Below are 15,043 nucleotides of genomic sequence, written 5' to 3' on the forward strand. Positions count from 1 at the left end.
TTCTCGTTAATCTTCAGGAACCCAAAATTCACCTTGTCCGACGGGGATTACCTTGCCGCCGACATAAATCGTCTGTTGTTCGTTCACAGTTAAACTCAGCCGGTTCGGTCGTCCGATTTCATCGCCTTGCATGATCTGCCAACTTAACGGCGTGCGTTGGTTGTGAAGCGCCCAACCGCCCAAGTTAGCGGCGGCAGAACCCGTGCCCGGATCTTCGCGCACTTCGCCGTGTGCGGAAAAGAACAACCGCACTTTGACGTTATTCTGCTGTTCAAACCACACATACAACTGCGCTTCCCCACTTTGTGATACGGCTTTTTGCAGGAAAAGTGCGGTATTGATACGGCAATTTGCCACCGCTTGCGCCGAATTTAATCGCAACAGTAGTTGTTCCGTGCCGGTATTCACCCAAACCGGTTCGGCGGCAATATCATTCTGTTGTAAGCCTAACATCTCGGCACAGCAGGCTTTGTCTAATGCCGACGGCTTTAACTGCGCACCGTTACTTAAAGCAAAAGTGATGTTATCGGTTTGATGTTGCAGCCTGACTAAGCCTGCCTCGGTTTGTAGCTGATAGTTGTCAGACAATCCCAGCTGCTGTTGTAACACAAATGCCGCGCCGATGGTCGGGTGTCCGGCAAACGGCATTTCATACTCAGGGGTAAAAATTTTCAGTTTTCTGACCGCACTTTGCCTATCGCTGCGTTGTATAAATACCGTTTCCGACAAATTAAATTGACGGGCAATCAGTTGCATTTGCTGCTGATTCAGTCCGTCCGCTTGCGGGAACACCACCAACGGATTGCCATCGAAATGGCTTTCGGCAAACACATTAACCAACTGATAAGCATAGGTTTTCATGGTTATATTCCTGCTTAAACCACAACCTGCGGCGTATGGGTGTGGCGCACCACTTCCATTTCATGTACAAATTTGTCGAACAGTTCGGCGACATCGTGCGGCCCCGGGCTTGCCTCAGGGTGTCCCTGGAAAGAAAACGCCGATTGGGTGGTCAATTCAATCCCTTGCACCGAATTGTCGAACAAAGAGCGGTGGGTCACGGTCACATTGTCCGGCAAACTGGCTTCGTCCACTTCAAAACCGTGGTTTTGGCTGGTGATATATACTTGCTCGGTGGCAAGATTTTGCACCGGATGGTTGGCGCCGTGGTGTCCGAAGGTCATTTTTTTGGTTTTGCCGCCCACCGCCAAGCCGAGCAGTTGATGTCCTAAGCAGATACCGAAAATCGGTTTTTTACTGGCTAACAGCTGTTGAATGGCGCTGATCGCATAATCGCACGGCTCCGGATCGCCCGGCCCGTTGGAGAGGAAAATGCCGTCCGGATTTAACGCCAGCACCTCTTGCGCACTGGTTTTCGCCGGTACTACGGTGATTTGGCAGCCGCGTTCGGCGAGCATACGTAAAATATTGTGTTTCACCCCGAAATCGTAGGCAACCACATGGTAACGCCCCGCGTTTTTACGGCTGAAGCCTTGTCCCAATTTCCATTCGCCCTGTTCCCAGCGATAGACGTTATCGCAAGTCACTTCCTGCGCTAAATCCTTGCCCGCCATGCTGCCGAAGCTTTTCGCCAGTTGCAACGCTTTGGCTTCGTCAATTTCCCCTGCCATAATACAGCCGGCTTGCGCGCCTTTATCACGCAACAAACGGGTCAAACGGCGGGTATCAATATCGGCAATCGCCGTGATTTTATTGGCGGTTAAATAATCGGATAGGTTTTGTTCGCTACGGAAATTACTGTGAATCAAGGGTAAATCGCGGATCACCAAGCCGGAAACATAAACCTTGTCCGATTCGCAGTCTTCTTGATTCACGCCGGTGTTGCCGATATGCGGATAGGTGAGGGTGACAATTTGTTTGCTGTAGGACGGATCGGTCAGAATCTCTTGATAACCCGTCATGGATGTATTAAAAACCACTTCGCCGATGGTATGGCCTGGATAGCCAATGGAAGTGCCGTGGAAAATTGAGCCGTCCGCTAAGACTAAGATGGCTGGTTCAGACATGAATTTCTCCCGGGATAATCCTGTTTATGTTCAATCTTGGGGTCAATATCGGGCTTGCCCATATTATGCTCGTTACTCTCTATTTACGAAGCCCTGTACGAATCACAGCGGAAGTGTAGCAGAAATGAGCAAATTATTGTAATTGAGCCACCGCGACAATTCAAGCCCAATAATTGATCCAGCGACTTATTTTTGAAAAATAATGCAATATTATGCATAAAAATTCACTTTTGGGCAAGTTGACCCAGCTCAAAATTGCAATAAATAATGCTGTGCTTTGATCTTAAAGTTGTTAAAATGAAAACGTTAAATCTGAAAACAGGATCGTAAGATGAAAAAATCCATTGCCGCGAAATTATGGCTGCCACTGCTGATGGCAACGGCACTGAGCGCCTGCTCAAGTATTGATGAAACGACCGGACAGCGGCAAGACCCGTTGGAAGGCTTTAACCGCAGCATGTGGGATTTCAACTATCATGTTGCCGATCCCTATTTGCTGAAACCGATCGCCACCGGCTGGAAAGAGTATGTGCCGCAACCGGCGAAAACCGCACTGGTCAATGCCGCCAACAACTTGGATGAACCCGCCAGCTTCGTCAACCGCCTGCTTGAAGGCGAGTTCAACAAAGCAATGGTGCATTTTAACCGTTTCTGGATCAACTCGGTATTCGGTTTAGCCGGCTTTATGGATATCGCCAGCGCGATCGACGGCTTGCAAACCGACGGTTCACGCTCGTTCGGCGACATGCTCGGCAGCTACGGCGTCGGCACCGGCGCTTATGTGATGGTGCCGCTGTATGGCCCGGCAACGCCACGCCAAGATTTGGGCGGTTTGGTCGATCACACCTACCCGGTATTATCCTTGCTCGGACCTTGGACTTTAGTAAAAACCGGGATCCAAGCGGTGGATAAGCGTGCCAATCTGCTCAGTCAAGATGTGCTGTTAGAGCAATCGCAAGACAGTTATCTCACCGTGCGCGAAGCCTATTTCCAGAATCTGGAATTTAAAGTCAGCGACGGCAAACAAGGCTCGGAACTTAAAGAAACCTTATCCGAAGATGAACTCAAAGAGATTGATTAACCCTATTCGACATTCAGCCATTCAATAGAAGGAATATGATATGGAAATGACCCTGACCCAGCGCCTGATTCTGGTGAATCAATATGAATTAATGGCGTTACTCGACAAAGACAATGCCGCCAAATACCACCGCTATCAAAGTATCATCAAAGGCGGTTACAAACTGGAATTAAAAGAGTTATACGCTCAATTCAGCGACCTGAGCGAAGAAGAATGTAAAGCCGTGATCAATACCTTGGAAATGTACCAAGCGCTGCAAGTGTCCTACAACAACCTGCACCACACCGAAGATCTGACGCCGCACCGTCTCAAATTCTTAGGCTATTGCGGTATCCGTGAGAAAAAATACATCAATTATTTAGGCTTCATTGCCGAAAACGATAAAAAATACCGTGAATTAATCCACTGCCCGAACGGCTGCGACGCACAAACGCCGATGTGGGATAAATACAGCAAAATGCTGGATGTGTGGCACAAATGCCCGCGCCAATTCCATTTAAGTATCGCGGAAATCAAACAAATTTTGAATGCTTAAATGCATTGAGTGATCTCAACCGCACTTTGCCGATCACACAATACAAAGTGCGGTTTTTTTCGCTTCACTGACAACATAAATGTTATAACTTATCCCAACAGACTATTTCGCTTTCCGCCGTTTCGCTTTTATAATAACGCCTAATTTGGATTAACCTGAACATATTCCGCAATGGCACTTTTTTATACTGAACGCAAAAAAATCCCCCAGCCGAAGAAGAAAATCCTGACGATCGACAGCCTCGATTATCAAGGTTTCGGCGTGGCGCGGGTTGAGGGCAAAACCTGGTTTGTGGAAAATGCTTTGCCACAGGAAAAGGTGGAAGTGCGGGTGTCGGAGGAAAAACGCCAATACGGACACGCCGTCACGCAGAAAATCTTACAACGCTCGGAACAGCGGATCGAACCAAAGTGCGGTTATTATGCCGAATGCGGCGGTTGCCAAATGCAGCATATTCCGCTCGATTTGCAGAGGCAGGTGAAACAACAGGCGTTGCAGCAACGTTTAAGCCGTTTGCAGCCGCAGATTGCCTTTCAGCCGCTGCTACAAGCGGAAGAATGGGGCTATCGCCGCCGTTTGCGCTTGAGCATTTTGTTCGATAAAAAAACTAAAACCCTGATGCTCGGTTTGCGCCGGCGTCGGTCAAAAGCGATTGTGCCGATTCGAAATTGCGCCGTTGCCGAACCGCACTTGAATGCGGTGTTGGCGGCATTGCAAACATGGCTGCCGCAATGGCAGGCAAAAGCCCAATTAGGGCATATCGAACTGGTCGCCGCCGATAACGGCGTGGCGATGTTATTGCGCCATTTGGGGCAAGTGCGTGCCGAGGATAAAGTGCGGTTACTGCAATTTGCCAGCGAGCGGCAGTTACAACTGTTTGTCTGCGAACAGGAAAATGACATTCAGCATTGGCATGGCGACACGCCGTATTACCGCTTGGCAAACGGGCAACAACTGGCGTTTGCGGTGCGTGATTTTATTCAAGTAAACCGCCTCTTAAATCAAAAAATGCTGGATACCGCACTTGACTGGCTCGATTTGAAGCCGCAAGATCAGGTGTTGGATTTATTTTGCGGGATGGGAAACTTTACCCTGCCGTTAGCCTCTAAAGTAGCAAGTGCGGTCGGGATTGAAGGCGTCGCGGAGATGGTCGCGCAGGCGCAAGCCAACGCCGCCGCCAATCAAGTGGAGAACGTGGAATTTTACCAAACGGATTTAGACCGCACTTTTGCCGATCAAGCCTGGGCGGTGCGCCGTTTTAACAAAGTGCTGCTTGATCCGCCGCGCAGCGGGGCGCTGTTTGCGTTACCGCACTTGTGCGCATTGCAGGCGGAGAAAATTCTGTATGTTTCCTGCAATCCGGCGACGCTGGTGCGCGACAGCGAATATCTGTCGCAGCAGGGCTATCGGATTGAAAAAAGTGCGGCGATTGATATGTTTCCGCACACTGCCCATTTGGAGTCGATCACCTTATTTAGTCGGGTTGGTTGATAATCGTCGAGATAATAGTTGAGAAGGGAAAAGCATGGTCGCAATACGAGCCTCACATTTGCTGACACCGGCGCAATTTGTGGTTGAAGATTGGTGCGAACGCCTGCCGCTCGCGCCTGATGTACGTCAAACGTTAATCGAAACGTGGCATTATAACGACAGTAAACTACAACAATTGGAAGCCAATGAACGGCAATACCTGCTGTATGCCGCCAGCGAAATGGTCGAAGTGTTGAGCGGTTTGAATATGGATCACGACAGCCTGCTGGCGGCGATGTTATTCCCGTTGGTGCGCCGTCGGGTACTGAATTACGACCAAATCAAAGAGGATTTCGGCAACGACATTCGCAAGCTGGTGAAAGGCGTGGTCGATATGGACGGTATCCGCCAACTCAGCGCCAGCCAGTCGGGCAGCCATTTGCAGGTGGATAACGTGCGCCGTATGTTGCTGGCGATGGTCGATGATTTCCGCTGTGTGGTGATTAAGCTGGCGGAACGGGTGGCGTTTCTGCGCGAAGAAAACAACTTTATCTCCGAACCGGAAAAAATATTGGCGGCGCGCGAATGCAGCAATATCTATGCCCCGCTTGCCAACCGCTTGGGCATTGGGCAATTGAAATGGGAATTGGAAGACTACTGTTTCCGCTATCTTGATCCCGATAATTACCGCAAAATCGCCAAACTGTTACAGGAAAAACGGCGCGATCGCGAAGCCTATATCCAGGATTTCGTGGCGGTGATTGAACGCGATCTGCAAGCCGAACTGCCGCACAGGGCGCAGGTGTACGGACGCCCGAAACACATCTACAGCATTTGGAAAAAAATGCAGAAGAAAAATCTGCCGTTCGAGCAACTGTTTGATATTCGGGCGGTGCGGATCATTGTGGATAAATTGGAAGATTGTTATACCGCACTTGGCATTGTCCACAGCCATTTTAAACATATTCCGGCGGAATTTGACGATTATGTCGCCCACCCGAAGCCGAACGGCTACCAGTCGATTCACACCGTGGTGCTGGGCGAGGGCGGCAAAGCGATTGAGGTGCAAATCCGCACCCAACAAATGCACGACGATGCCGAATTGGGCGTGGCGGCGCATTGGAAATACAAAGAAGGCAGCACCGGCGGACGTGCCGGTTACGAGCAGAAAATCACCTGGTTGCGGCAGGTATTGGCGTGGCAACATGATCTCAGCCAGTCCGGCGATATGGTGGAGGAAACCCGCAGCAAAATTTTTGATGATCGGATTTACGTCTTCACGCCGCAAGGGGACATTGTCGATCTGCCGGCCGGCTCAACCCCGCTCGATTTTGCTTACACCATTCACAGCGAAGTCGGACACCGTTGTATCGGCGCGAAAGTGGCGGATAAAATCGTGCCGTTCACCTATAAATTGCAAATGGGCGACAAGGTTGAAATCCTGACCCAAAAGAACCCGAACCCAAGCCGCGATTGGCTGAATCCGAACACCGGTTTCGTTACCATTAACCGGGTACGTTCCAAAATTCAGGCATGGTTTAAACGCCAAGATCGCGAGAAAAACATTCCGCTCGGCAAAGAGCAGTTAGAAGCGGAAATGGCGAAGTTGGGCTTAAATTACAAGCAGATCGAAGAATATGCCTTACCGCGCTATAACTTGAAACAGCTTGATGATTTATACGCCGGTATCGGCAACGGTGATATTCGCCTCAATCAACTGAGCAATTACTTACAAGGCAAACTGTTGCGCCCGACGGCGGAGGAAGTCGATGAGCATATCCTGCGTCAGGTGGAAAACAAGCAACAAACCAAAACCGGCGGCAATAAAGGGCAGATTGTGGTCGAAGGAGTCGGCAACTTAATGCACCATATTGCACGCTGTTGTCAGCCGATTCCGGGTGATCCTATTTTGGGTTATATCACCCAAGGGCGCGGCATTTCGATTCACCGTGCCGATTGCGATCAGGTGCTGAACCTGCAAGAAGCCTGTCCTGAGCGGGTGGTGGAAGCGATTTGGGGCGAAAGTTACCACACCAAATTTAACCTGGTGATCCGCGTGGTCGCCAACGACCGCACCGGCTTGCTGCGCGACATCACCACCGTACTCGCCAACGAAAAAGTCAGCGTACATCGGGTGTCGAGTAAAAGCGATGTGAAAAACATGACCGCCACCATCGATATGGAAATCGAACTGGGCAATGTCGATATGCTCGGACGAATCCTCGCCTCGCTGCTGCGGATTAACGACGTGGTTGAGGCACGGCGGTTGTCTAGTTAGTCGTTAAATCCGACAGCGACTTACAGTCGCAATCGGTTAGGCATTGATGAGCGGTTTTACCGCTCTGACAGCCCTAAAGCGGCTGACTCAGCCGTAGGCTGCATAACCTAGTACAGTTTTGCCGTGCTAGGATAAAAGGAATATTTTTTAGGGGGCAGATAAATCCCCTCATTTTCAGCTAATAAAATCGCATTATACTTACGCAAAATAGATAAAAATAAAAAAGGAACAAACGTGCAAAAACATAAAGGCTTCACCCATTTAATCAAAGCCACCGGCTATTCGATCAAGGGCTTAAAACAAGCGGTGACGGAAACCGCCTTTCAGCATGAACTCATCATGGCGGCGGTATTGATTCCGGCGGCATTTTGGCTGGGCAAAAGTGCGGTCGAATGGGCATTGATGATCGGCTCGGTGCTGTTGGTGCTGACGGTAGAGCTGCTTAACAGCGCGATTGAATCGGTGGTCGATCGGGTCGGCACGGAGTACCACGAACTGTCCGGCAGAGCCAAAGATCTCGGCTCGGCGGCGGTGACGATGGCGTTAGCGATCATGTGTGTAACCTGGCTGTTGCTAATTTTCGCTTGAGACCGCCCATGCTGACGATCCAATTGCAACAACAATCTTATTCCTTGCCGCTAGCCGAAGGCTTGTTGTCCGGTTATTTTACCTTGGACGAGAATTGGCGCGATTTGGATTATGCCAACGGTGGCAACGCGCTTTTCCTTGACCTTGTGCTGACCTATCGTGTACCACGCCAATATATTGATGATTTTTATCGGCTTTATTTTATTGATTTGGAAGAGCGCAGCGACGGTTATGTGATTGATGAAGATAATCTGCCGTTATTGCGGTTGGAAATCCCTATCAATCGTACCGAGTTTGATTTCGAGCATAATAAAACGATCATACTTGGCAATTTGCCCCGTTTTCCACAACTGACCGATCTGGCACATCAAAAACTGGATGATACTATTTTAGAAAAATCCGGTTTTTTCTTCTCGTCTTTTGCCAATGCGCAACTGGCACAGTTTGAATTTGGGCAAGCTGGCGCACAGGCAATTGATTTGGCACTCAGCGGCAAAGCCAGCGACGTGCGCGGTGAGCTGCATTTCCAGCTGACGGAAAGCCAAATTCCGTTTAAACTGTCTGCCGAGATAATCGGCTATGCCGATCAATTTATCGGCAAAGACTGCGCAGCACGGGCGGCAGAAATCCGCGCGTGTTTTGCCAGCATTTATGATCAGCGGCAATACACTGCCGAAACGCCACAAGTGCTCGACCAGCAATATTTAGGCATAAAAATCGCTTTCAGGCAAAATATATGACCACTGCCGCATCACGCCTTAACCCACTGTTAAATTGACCATAATTGAACTATCCCCTATCCGCCAACCGCAGCCGAACGCCATTTCAGCCGTCACTGTCATAAAACTGTCATATTTCTTTGCTACACTTTGCGCGACTTTAAACAGCTTGAAGATGACAACTTATGAATACCGTTCAAACCGCAGCGCATACGTTACCCGGCGCCTCCTCCAAAAACTGGCAAGCCTGGTTATTGGTCGCTATCCTAATTTATTTACTTTTAGCCGCCGTCGGTGCTATCGGCAGTGGTTTTAAAATCGCCACCGGCAGCAATGCCAAAGAATTATTTAGCTTTGCCTCGAATCCATTTGTCGCGCTGATTGTCGGTATCGTCACCACTGCGCTGATTCAAAGCTCCAGCACCGTAACCTCGATTATCGTCGGCATGGTTGCCGGCGGCTTGCCGGTCAGCATGGCGATTCCGATGGTGATGGGGGCGAATATCGGCACCTCGTTGACCAGTACCATTGTCAGCCTTGGGCATATTAAGAGTGCCGATGAATTCCGTCGAGCGTTCTCCGCCGCCACGGTACACGACAGTTTTAACATTCTCGCGGTGGCGGTTTTATTGCCGCTGGAATTGCTGTTCCAACCGTTGCAAAAAGCGTCTGCTTATCTGGCACGGCTGTTTGTTTCCGACAGCAACATGAGCATGAGCGGCATGAATTTTATGAAAACCCTGCTGGCGCCGGCTGATAACCTGTTAAAACTGTTGACCGGTTGGTTGCCGGGGATCTGGTCCGGATTATTGCTGATTGTACTGGGCGTGGTGCTGATTCTGTTTGTGGTCAGCCAAATCGGCAAAGTGTTACGTAAAGTGATGGTCGGCAAGGCAAAAGACGTGCTGAACGCCGCGGTCGGACGCGGCCCGGTTTCCGGTATGTTGTCGGGCACATTAATCACCGTGATGGTGCAATCCTCTTCCACCACCACCGCACTGATCGTACCGATGGCGGGCACCGGCGTGTTCACCCTGAAACAGGTTTATCCGTTCACCCTCGGCACCAATATCGGCACCACCGTGACCGCACTTTTGGCCGCCACCGCCATTTCCGGTCCGGCGGCGCAAGTCGCCTTGCAGATCGCATTGGTTCACTTGCTGTTCAATGTGTTCGGGATCGGTCTGATTTACGTTTTGCCGTTATTGCGCCAAGTACCGGTTATTATGGCAACCACCCTCGCCGAATGGGGGTTAAAGAATAAAATGTATGTGTTTGCTTATATGTTTGGGGTTTTCTTTGCCATTCCACTCCTGATCATCGGCATTGGACAACTTTTATAAGGAAACAGATTATGACACTGCAAACCATTCGTGAAAAAGAACAGAAAATTCGGGAATTAAAACAAGCATTGGCCGATTTGGAAAGCAAATTGCAAGCGGATATCGAAGACAGCCAGCATGAAATCATTGATGAGGTGGAAACCTATTTCAATGCGGTCGAAACCAAATACAGCAGCCTGAAAACCTTTTGGGAAAGTTTTATGGCTGAAAAAAGAAAAAAAGGCTAAACGAGGTTTGTTATGCATAAAAGCAAGGTATTCACGGCATTCACTCTTGCCGCCGCCGTGTTGGCAAGCGTCGGTTGCGACAATGATAAAACCGGCAATGTTGAAATTGGCGCCGATACGTTGATTATTGACGGTTCCAGCACCGTCTACCCAATTACTAAAGAAGCCGCCGAACGTTTTCTGCGTAAAAACAAAAACGCCAGTATCTCGGTGAAATTCTCCGGCAGCGGCGCCGGTTTTCAACTGTTTTGCAGCGGCAAAAGCGATATTAACGATGCCTCCCGTCCGATTAACGACCAGGAAAAAGCGTTGTGCGCACAAAACGGCATTGCCTATACCGCACTTCCGCTTGCCGTGGACACCATTGCCGTGGTCACGCATCTGAAAAACGATTGGGCGAACGATTTGAGTGTCGCCGAACTGAAAACCATCTGGCAGAAAGCCGCCGAAGGCAAGATAACCAACTGGAACCAAGTGCGGTCAGGTTTTCCGGACAAACCGCTGGCTTTATATGGTCGCGGACAGGCCTCAGGCACCTACGACTATTTCACCGATAAAATCACCGATGAAGCCGGGGTCAGCCGCAGCGACTACAGCGCGTCGGAAAATGAAGAGGAGTTGGTGGGGAAAATCGCCAACGATCCGAACGCACTCGCGTTTTTCGGTATCGGCGCCTATCACCGCCATTGGCAGGAATTGAAACTATTGGCGATCGACAACGGTAACGGCGCGGTCGCCCCGTCGCTGCAAACCGCCGCCGACGGCAGCTATCAGCCTTTAACCCGTCGGTTGTATTTGTATGTCAACAATGCGTCGTTAAAGGATAAGCAAGATTTAAAACCGTTCTTGCAACATTACTACGGCAATCTGCGCACCTGGTTGCACTTCACCGGTTATATGCCGCTGCACAACAGCGATTACCAAACGATATTGGACCAGTTGCAATAACCGCACGTTAACCTTGCATGGAAACAACCACCGCCACCGAGAAACATCAAAGTGCGGTGGTTGTTTTCATCTATTCTGACGGAACGCCGCCGATAGCGCCATTGATCCCTCTAGCCAGTGAGGCGAATAAACCGGGCTAATTGAGGTTGGGCAATCCGAAAATAGTCTTCGGTATACAAAATAATCGAACGTTCTAGGGTTCCGGCGTTAAATGCCAATTCGGAATAACGTTCGGCGAGAGAAGGATCGGCGATTAATGCCAACTTCGGATGAAAGCTGAACGGCGGAATGGCGCCGAACACGCAGTCGGTCAAGCTCATCACTTCCGCCGGGCTGGATAACGCGGCTTTATGCGCACCGAACGCAGCGGCAATTTTTGCCAGATCCGCTTGCCGATCCGCCGGCAGGATTGCCAAGACCGTCTGTTTCACTCCGTTACCTTTTAAGGTACACACCAACGCTTTTGCGCCCTGTCCGAGTTCGGTGCCGCGAATCTTCGCCACTTCTTCCGATTTGCCGGCAGTAGGGTGTTCAACCACGCGGTAACGCGCTTGCTGTTGATTCAGCAGTTCGACGACTTGTTGGAAAGTTTGTTGTGACATTATTTTTTCAGCCAGAGTAAAGTGCGGTTAAACAAGATAAAAGGGGCAACTAACGCCCCTCGTCCAAACGGTTGATATGTTTCTTCGCCGCAATCCAAGCGCCGCACCAGCCGGTGAACGCCGCCAGCATGATGATAAACAGGGTTTCAATCAAATTGATTCCGTTCAATTCATATTTCACCGCAAAAATATCGGCGACATAGGCAATCGCCGTAGAAAAATAGGCGATGGTGATTGCACTTAACAACGCCGCCAAAATACCGCCGATAATGCCGTAGATTAAGCCGGTGTATAAAAACGGACGCAGCACAAAATGTTCGGTGGCGCCAAGCAGTTTGGTGACTTCGATATTGGCGCGGCTGCTGTACACATCGGAACGGATACTGTTGCCGATCACCAAGATCACTGCCAGCAACATCAACAGGGTGCAAACCACCGCAATCCGCCCCGCCAGCCAAGTGATGGCGCCCAATTTTTCCAGCCAGTCGCTGTCTAACCGCACTTCGTCCACCCCTTTCACTTTAGTCAGGTTCATACGCAGATCCGTCAGTTTATTCGCCTGTTGATATTCCTCTGTCGGCGTGACCATCACCACCGCCGGCAACGGGTTATCGTCCAATAATTCGAGCTCGGTACCAAAGCCTGACCAAGCGCGGAACTCCTCCAAACTCTGTTGGCGCGAAATATAACTGAGTGAGGCGACGCCGTTTTGCCGGCGCAATTTGTCCGCTACCAAATTGGCGTCGGTTTCGCTCAAGGTTTTATCCAAATACACGCTGATCTGCGATTCCGGGTAAAATTCGGTTGCCGCTTGCTTGGTATTTTTCCACAACAGATAGCTGATGGTCGGAATGGTGAGCGAAACCGCAATCACCAATACGGTCAGCAAAGTGCCGACCCGTTTCAACCACAAATCGGCGAACACCGACTTCAATACATATTGGATTTGCATCCAAAAAGGCGCTTGTAAACGACGTGAACTCATACTGTTGCCCTCTATTGAAATGCGCGCAAATGCCCTTGTTCCAGCACAAGGGTCGGTTTCGGGTGTTGTTGGATAATCGCATGATCGTGGGTGGCAATCAGCACGGTGACGCCGATACGGTTAAATTCTTCAAACAAACGGAAAATTTCCTGCGATAAGGCTTTATCCAGATTACCGGTCGGTTCATCCGCCAGCAGCAGTTGCGGACGATTCACCACCGCACGCGCAATATCCACCCGTTGCTGCTCGCCGCCGGACAGATGTAACGGCAAATGGTTGGCGCGGTGTAATAAACCGACTTTATCCAATGCCGCCGACGCACGGCGTTTGATTTCGTTCGGGTGCATACCGCTGATAATCAAGGGTAACGACACGTTTTCCAGCACCGAGCGGTCGGTCAGCAGGCGGTAATCTTGGTGTACCATGCCGATTTGACGACGCAAAAACGGAATCTGCTCGGCGCTGATACGGGTAATATCATGTCCGTTAAAAAACACGTTGCCGCCGTTGGCACGCTCAATGCCCATAATCAATTTCAACAGCGTGCTTTTACCGGCGCCGGAGTGCCCGGTCAGGTAACTCATGCTGCCGACCGGCAGATGGAAAGTCAGCCCTTGTAACGCCTGTTTGCCGCCCAAATAGGCTTTGCTTACATTTAAAAAACGGATCATGTTTTCTCTCTTTTATGCGTTATTCACTCTCATGACTAAACAGTGCGTCAATAAATTGCTGCGCCTCAAACGGGCGCAAGTCATCGATTTTTTCGCCCACGCCGATATAGCGGATCGGCACGTTAAATTGATCGGCAATCGCAAAAATCACGCCGCCTTTGGCGGTGCCGTCCAATTTAGTCAGGCTGATTCCGGTTAAGCCGACCGCTTCGTTAAACAGTTTGGCTTGGCTGATGGCATTTTGTCCGGTACCTGCATCCAACGTCAGCATAATTTCGTGCGGCGCTTGCGGATCGAGCTTCTGCATGACACGTACGATTTTTTTCAATTCGTCCATTAAGTGGTTTTTATTTTGTAACCGTCCGGCGGTATCCGCCAGCAACACATCAATATTTTTCGCTTTTGCCGATTCGATGGCATCAAAAATCACCGAGGCGGAATCGGAACCGCTGCTTTGTGCCACCACCGGAATATTGTTGCGCTCGCCCCAGACTTGCAACTGCTCCACCGCTGCGGCACGGAAGGTGTCGCCTGCCGCCAACATCACCGATTTGCCTTCCGATTGTAACTGACGCGCCAATTTGCCGATGGTGGTGGTTTTGCCGACCCCGTTCACCCCGACCATTAAAATCACAAATGGTTTTTTATCAGTGATGACTAACGGTTGCGCAACCGGTTGTAGAATCGCCGCCATTTCCTCTTTCAATTTTTGGTACAGCTGTTCAGCGTCACCCAACTCTTTTTTCGAGGCGTGCTGGGTCAAGTTATGGATAATTTTCGTGGTGGTCGGCATACCGATATCGGCAATCAACAATTGCTCTTCCAACTCTTCAAACAGTTCATCGTCGATTTTTTTACCGACAAACAGATTACGGAAACCCGCCCCCAAATTCTGTTTGGTTTTCACCAAGCCTTTCAACAAACGACTGAAAAAACCGCCTTCACTCGGTTTTTCCTGTTCTTTTGGCGGTGCTTCCCGCTCCGCCTGTTCCTGCGCCAACCGCACTTGTTCCGCTTGTGCCGCCGCTTCCCGTTGCGCCTGTTCCTGCGCCAACCGCACTTGTTCTGCTTGCGCTGCCGCTTCCCGCTCCGCCTGTTCCTGCGCTAACCGCACTTGTTCCGCTTGCGCTGCCGCTTCCTGTTGCGCCTGTTCTTGCGCTAACCGCACTTGTTCCGCTTGCGCTGCCGCTTCCTGTTGCGCCTGTTCCTGCGCCAACCGCACTTGTTCTGCTTGCGCTGCCGCTTCCCGTGCTGCCTGTTCCTGCGCCAACCGCTCTTGTTCCGCTTGCGCTGCCGCTTCCCGTGCTGCTTGTTCCTGCGCTTCCCGTGCTGCTTGTTCCTGCGCTAACCGCACTTGTTCCGCTTGCGCTGACCGCTCTTGCTCGGCTTGCTGCTGTTCTTGTTGCTCTTTTTTGCCCAAGCCCAACCAAGACCAAAAACCGCCCTTTTTCTTGTTATCCGTCATTGCTGTTCTCTCACTACTGCTGTGTCGATTCGGTTATGAATTCAAGTCTGTTCAAAGATAATTCAAATTGTGCGTTAGTTTATCACCGAACCGCTTTTTTTGTG

The 15,043-nt window shown here is 50.3% G+C and carries 16 protein-coding genes; 10 read left to right on the forward strand and 6 right to left on the reverse strand.

Annotated elements, in window-relative coordinates; all coding sequences use genetic code 11:
* Nucleotides 1-6 precede the first annotated feature (6 nt).
* Both ACWA50_RS02680 and carA read right to left on the reverse strand, forming a co-directional pair.
* Nucleotides 7-861: a PhzF family phenazine biosynthesis protein gene (locus ACWA50_RS02680; protein WP_431053787.1), complete on the reverse strand. Its 855-nt coding sequence runs from the start codon at nt 859-861 to the stop codon at nt 7-9.
* A 14-nt stretch (nt 862-875) separates the two neighbouring features.
* Nucleotides 876-2,027 carry a glutamine-hydrolyzing carbamoyl-phosphate synthase small subunit gene (carA, locus tag ACWA50_RS02685; protein WP_431053788.1) on the reverse strand — a complete coding sequence of 384 codons (1,152 nt, stop codon included), beginning with the start codon at nt 2,025-2,027 and terminating at the stop codon, nt 876-878.
* A 331-nt stretch (nt 2,028-2,358) separates the two neighbouring features.
* On the opposite strand from carA, the gene ACWA50_RS02690 reads away from it, so the two are divergent.
* The 10 genes from ACWA50_RS02690 (at nt 2,359) to ACWA50_RS02735 (ending at nt 11,356) form a co-directional block, all read left to right on the forward strand.
* A complete protein-coding gene (locus ACWA50_RS02690) occupies nt 2,359-3,108 on the forward strand; it encodes an MlaA family lipoprotein (RefSeq protein ID WP_431053789.1) in 750 nt (249 codons plus the stop codon).
* Between the two features lie 40 nt (nt 3,109-3,148).
* On the forward strand, nt 3,149-3,643 hold the full coding sequence (locus ACWA50_RS02695; RefSeq protein ID WP_431053790.1) for a YfbU family protein: 495 nt from the start codon (nt 3,149-3,151) through the stop codon (nt 3,641-3,643).
* A gap of 171 nt (nt 3,644-3,814) precedes the next feature.
* Nucleotides 3,815-5,134, forward strand: a complete 1,320-nt coding sequence (gene rlmD, locus ACWA50_RS02700) for a 23S rRNA (uracil(1939)-C(5))-methyltransferase RlmD (RefSeq protein WP_431053791.1) — start codon at nt 3,815-3,817, stop codon at nt 5,132-5,134.
* A gap of 34 nt (nt 5,135-5,168) precedes the next feature.
* Nucleotides 5,169-7,391 carry a GTP diphosphokinase gene (gene relA / locus ACWA50_RS02705; protein ID WP_431053792.1) on the forward strand — a complete coding sequence of 741 codons (2,223 nt, stop codon included), beginning with the start codon at nt 5,169-5,171 and terminating at the stop codon, nt 7,389-7,391.
* Nucleotides 7,392-7,625: 234 nt separating this feature from the next.
* Complete coding sequence (locus ACWA50_RS02710; protein ID WP_431053793.1) at nt 7,626-7,979, forward strand: diacylglycerol kinase; 354 nt, start codon at nt 7,626-7,628, stop codon at nt 7,977-7,979.
* Nucleotides 7,980-7,987: 8 nt separating this feature from the next.
* A complete protein-coding gene (locus tag ACWA50_RS02715) occupies nt 7,988-8,719 on the forward strand; it encodes a hypothetical protein (RefSeq protein ID WP_431053794.1) in 732 nt (243 codons plus the stop codon).
* A gap of 164 nt (nt 8,720-8,883) precedes the next feature.
* Nucleotides 8,884-10,041, forward strand: a complete 1,158-nt coding sequence (locus tag ACWA50_RS02720) for a Na/Pi symporter (RefSeq protein ID WP_431053795.1) — start codon at nt 8,884-8,886, stop codon at nt 10,039-10,041.
* An 11-nt stretch (nt 10,042-10,052) separates the two neighbouring features.
* Complete coding sequence (locus tag ACWA50_RS02725; protein ID WP_431053796.1) at nt 10,053-10,268, forward strand: hypothetical protein; 216 nt, start codon at nt 10,053-10,055, stop codon at nt 10,266-10,268.
* A gap of 12 nt (nt 10,269-10,280) precedes the next feature.
* Nucleotides 10,281-11,216 (forward strand): PstS family phosphate ABC transporter substrate-binding protein, encoded by a 936-nt coding sequence (locus tag ACWA50_RS02730; RefSeq protein ID WP_431053797.1) that lies wholly within the window; start codon nt 10,281-10,283, stop codon nt 11,214-11,216.
* Nucleotides 11,217-11,233: 17 nt separating this feature from the next.
* Nucleotides 11,234-11,356 (forward strand): hypothetical protein, encoded by a 123-nt coding sequence (locus ACWA50_RS02735; RefSeq protein ID WP_431053798.1) that lies wholly within the window; start codon nt 11,234-11,236, stop codon nt 11,354-11,356.
* Here ACWA50_RS02735 and ACWA50_RS02740 read toward each other — a convergent pair.
* The 4 genes from ACWA50_RS02740 to ftsY are packed head-to-tail and all read right to left on the reverse strand — an operon-like array spanning nt 11,327 to nt 14,939.
* The gene (locus ACWA50_RS02740; RefSeq protein WP_431053799.1) at nt 11,327-11,818 is read right to left on the reverse strand and encodes a YbaK/prolyl-tRNA synthetase associated domain-containing protein; all 492 of its coding nucleotides are present in this window, start codon (nt 11,816-11,818) and stop codon (nt 11,327-11,329) included. The genes ACWA50_RS02735 and ACWA50_RS02740 overlap by 30 nt on opposite strands.
* Nucleotides 11,819-11,867: 49 nt before the next feature.
* The gene (gene ftsX, locus ACWA50_RS02745; protein WP_431053800.1) at nt 11,868-12,803 is read right to left on the reverse strand and encodes a permease-like cell division protein FtsX; all 936 of its coding nucleotides are present in this window, start codon (nt 12,801-12,803) and stop codon (nt 11,868-11,870) included.
* A gap of 11 nt (nt 12,804-12,814) precedes the next feature.
* Nucleotides 12,815-13,474, reverse strand: coding sequence for a cell division ATP-binding protein FtsE (gene ftsE, locus ACWA50_RS02750; RefSeq protein ID WP_431053801.1), 660 nt, complete (start codon nt 13,472-13,474; stop codon nt 12,815-12,817).
* A 19-nt stretch (nt 13,475-13,493) separates the two neighbouring features.
* A complete protein-coding gene (gene ftsY, locus ACWA50_RS02755; RefSeq protein ID WP_431053802.1) occupies nt 13,494-14,939 on the reverse strand; it encodes a signal recognition particle-docking protein FtsY in 1,446 nt (481 codons plus the stop codon).
* Between the last annotated feature and the right edge of the window lie 104 nt (nt 14,940-15,043).

It is taken from the genome of Testudinibacter sp. P17/SS/0325, assembly GCF_053570765.1.

What these genes read in the sequence shown, in the direction of transcription:
- relA (WP_431053792.1), top strand. Translation starts at nt 5,169, where the DNA reads ATGGTCGCAATACGAGCCTCACATTTGCTGACACCGGCGCAATTTGTG.
- ACWA50_RS02715 (WP_431053794.1), top strand. Translation starts at nt 7,988, where the DNA reads ATGCTGACGATCCAATTGCAACAACAATCTTATTCCTTGCCGCTAGCC.
- ACWA50_RS02725 (WP_431053796.1), top strand. Translation starts at nt 10,053, where the DNA reads ATGACACTGCAAACCATTCGTGAAAAAGAACAGAAAATTCGGGAATTA.
- rlmD (WP_431053791.1), top strand. Translation starts at nt 3,815, where the DNA reads ATGGCACTTTTTTATACTGAACGCAAAAAAATCCCCCAGCCGAAGAAG.
- ftsE (WP_431053801.1), bottom strand. Translation starts at nt 13,474, where the DNA reads ATGATCCGTTTTTTAAATGTAAGCAAAGCCTATTTGGGCGGCAAACAG.
- ACWA50_RS02680 (WP_431053787.1), bottom strand. Translation starts at nt 861, where the DNA reads ATGAAAACCTATGCTTATCAGTTGGTTAATGTGTTTGCCGAAAGCCAT.
- carA (WP_431053788.1), bottom strand. Translation starts at nt 2,027, where the DNA reads ATGTCTGAACCAGCCATCTTAGTCTTAGCGGACGGCTCAATTTTCCAC.
- ACWA50_RS02735 (WP_431053798.1), top strand. Translation starts at nt 11,234, where the DNA reads ATGGAAACAACCACCGCCACCGAGAAACATCAAAGTGCGGTGGTTGTT.
- ACWA50_RS02730 (WP_431053797.1), top strand. Translation starts at nt 10,281, where the DNA reads ATGCATAAAAGCAAGGTATTCACGGCATTCACTCTTGCCGCCGCCGTG.
- ACWA50_RS02695 (WP_431053790.1), top strand. Translation starts at nt 3,149, where the DNA reads ATGGAAATGACCCTGACCCAGCGCCTGATTCTGGTGAATCAATATGAA.
- ftsX (WP_431053800.1), bottom strand. Translation starts at nt 12,803, where the DNA reads ATGAGTTCACGTCGTTTACAAGCGCCTTTTTGGATGCAAATCCAATAT.
- ftsY (WP_431053802.1), bottom strand. Translation starts at nt 14,939, where the DNA reads ATGACGGATAACAAGAAAAAGGGCGGTTTTTGGTCTTGGTTGGGCTTG.
- ACWA50_RS02740 (WP_431053799.1), bottom strand. Translation starts at nt 11,818, where the DNA reads ATGTCACAACAAACTTTCCAACAAGTCGTCGAACTGCTGAATCAACAG.
- ACWA50_RS02690 (WP_431053789.1), top strand. Translation starts at nt 2,359, where the DNA reads ATGAAAAAATCCATTGCCGCGAAATTATGGCTGCCACTGCTGATGGCA.
- ACWA50_RS02720 (WP_431053795.1), top strand. Translation starts at nt 8,884, where the DNA reads ATGAATACCGTTCAAACCGCAGCGCATACGTTACCCGGCGCCTCCTCC.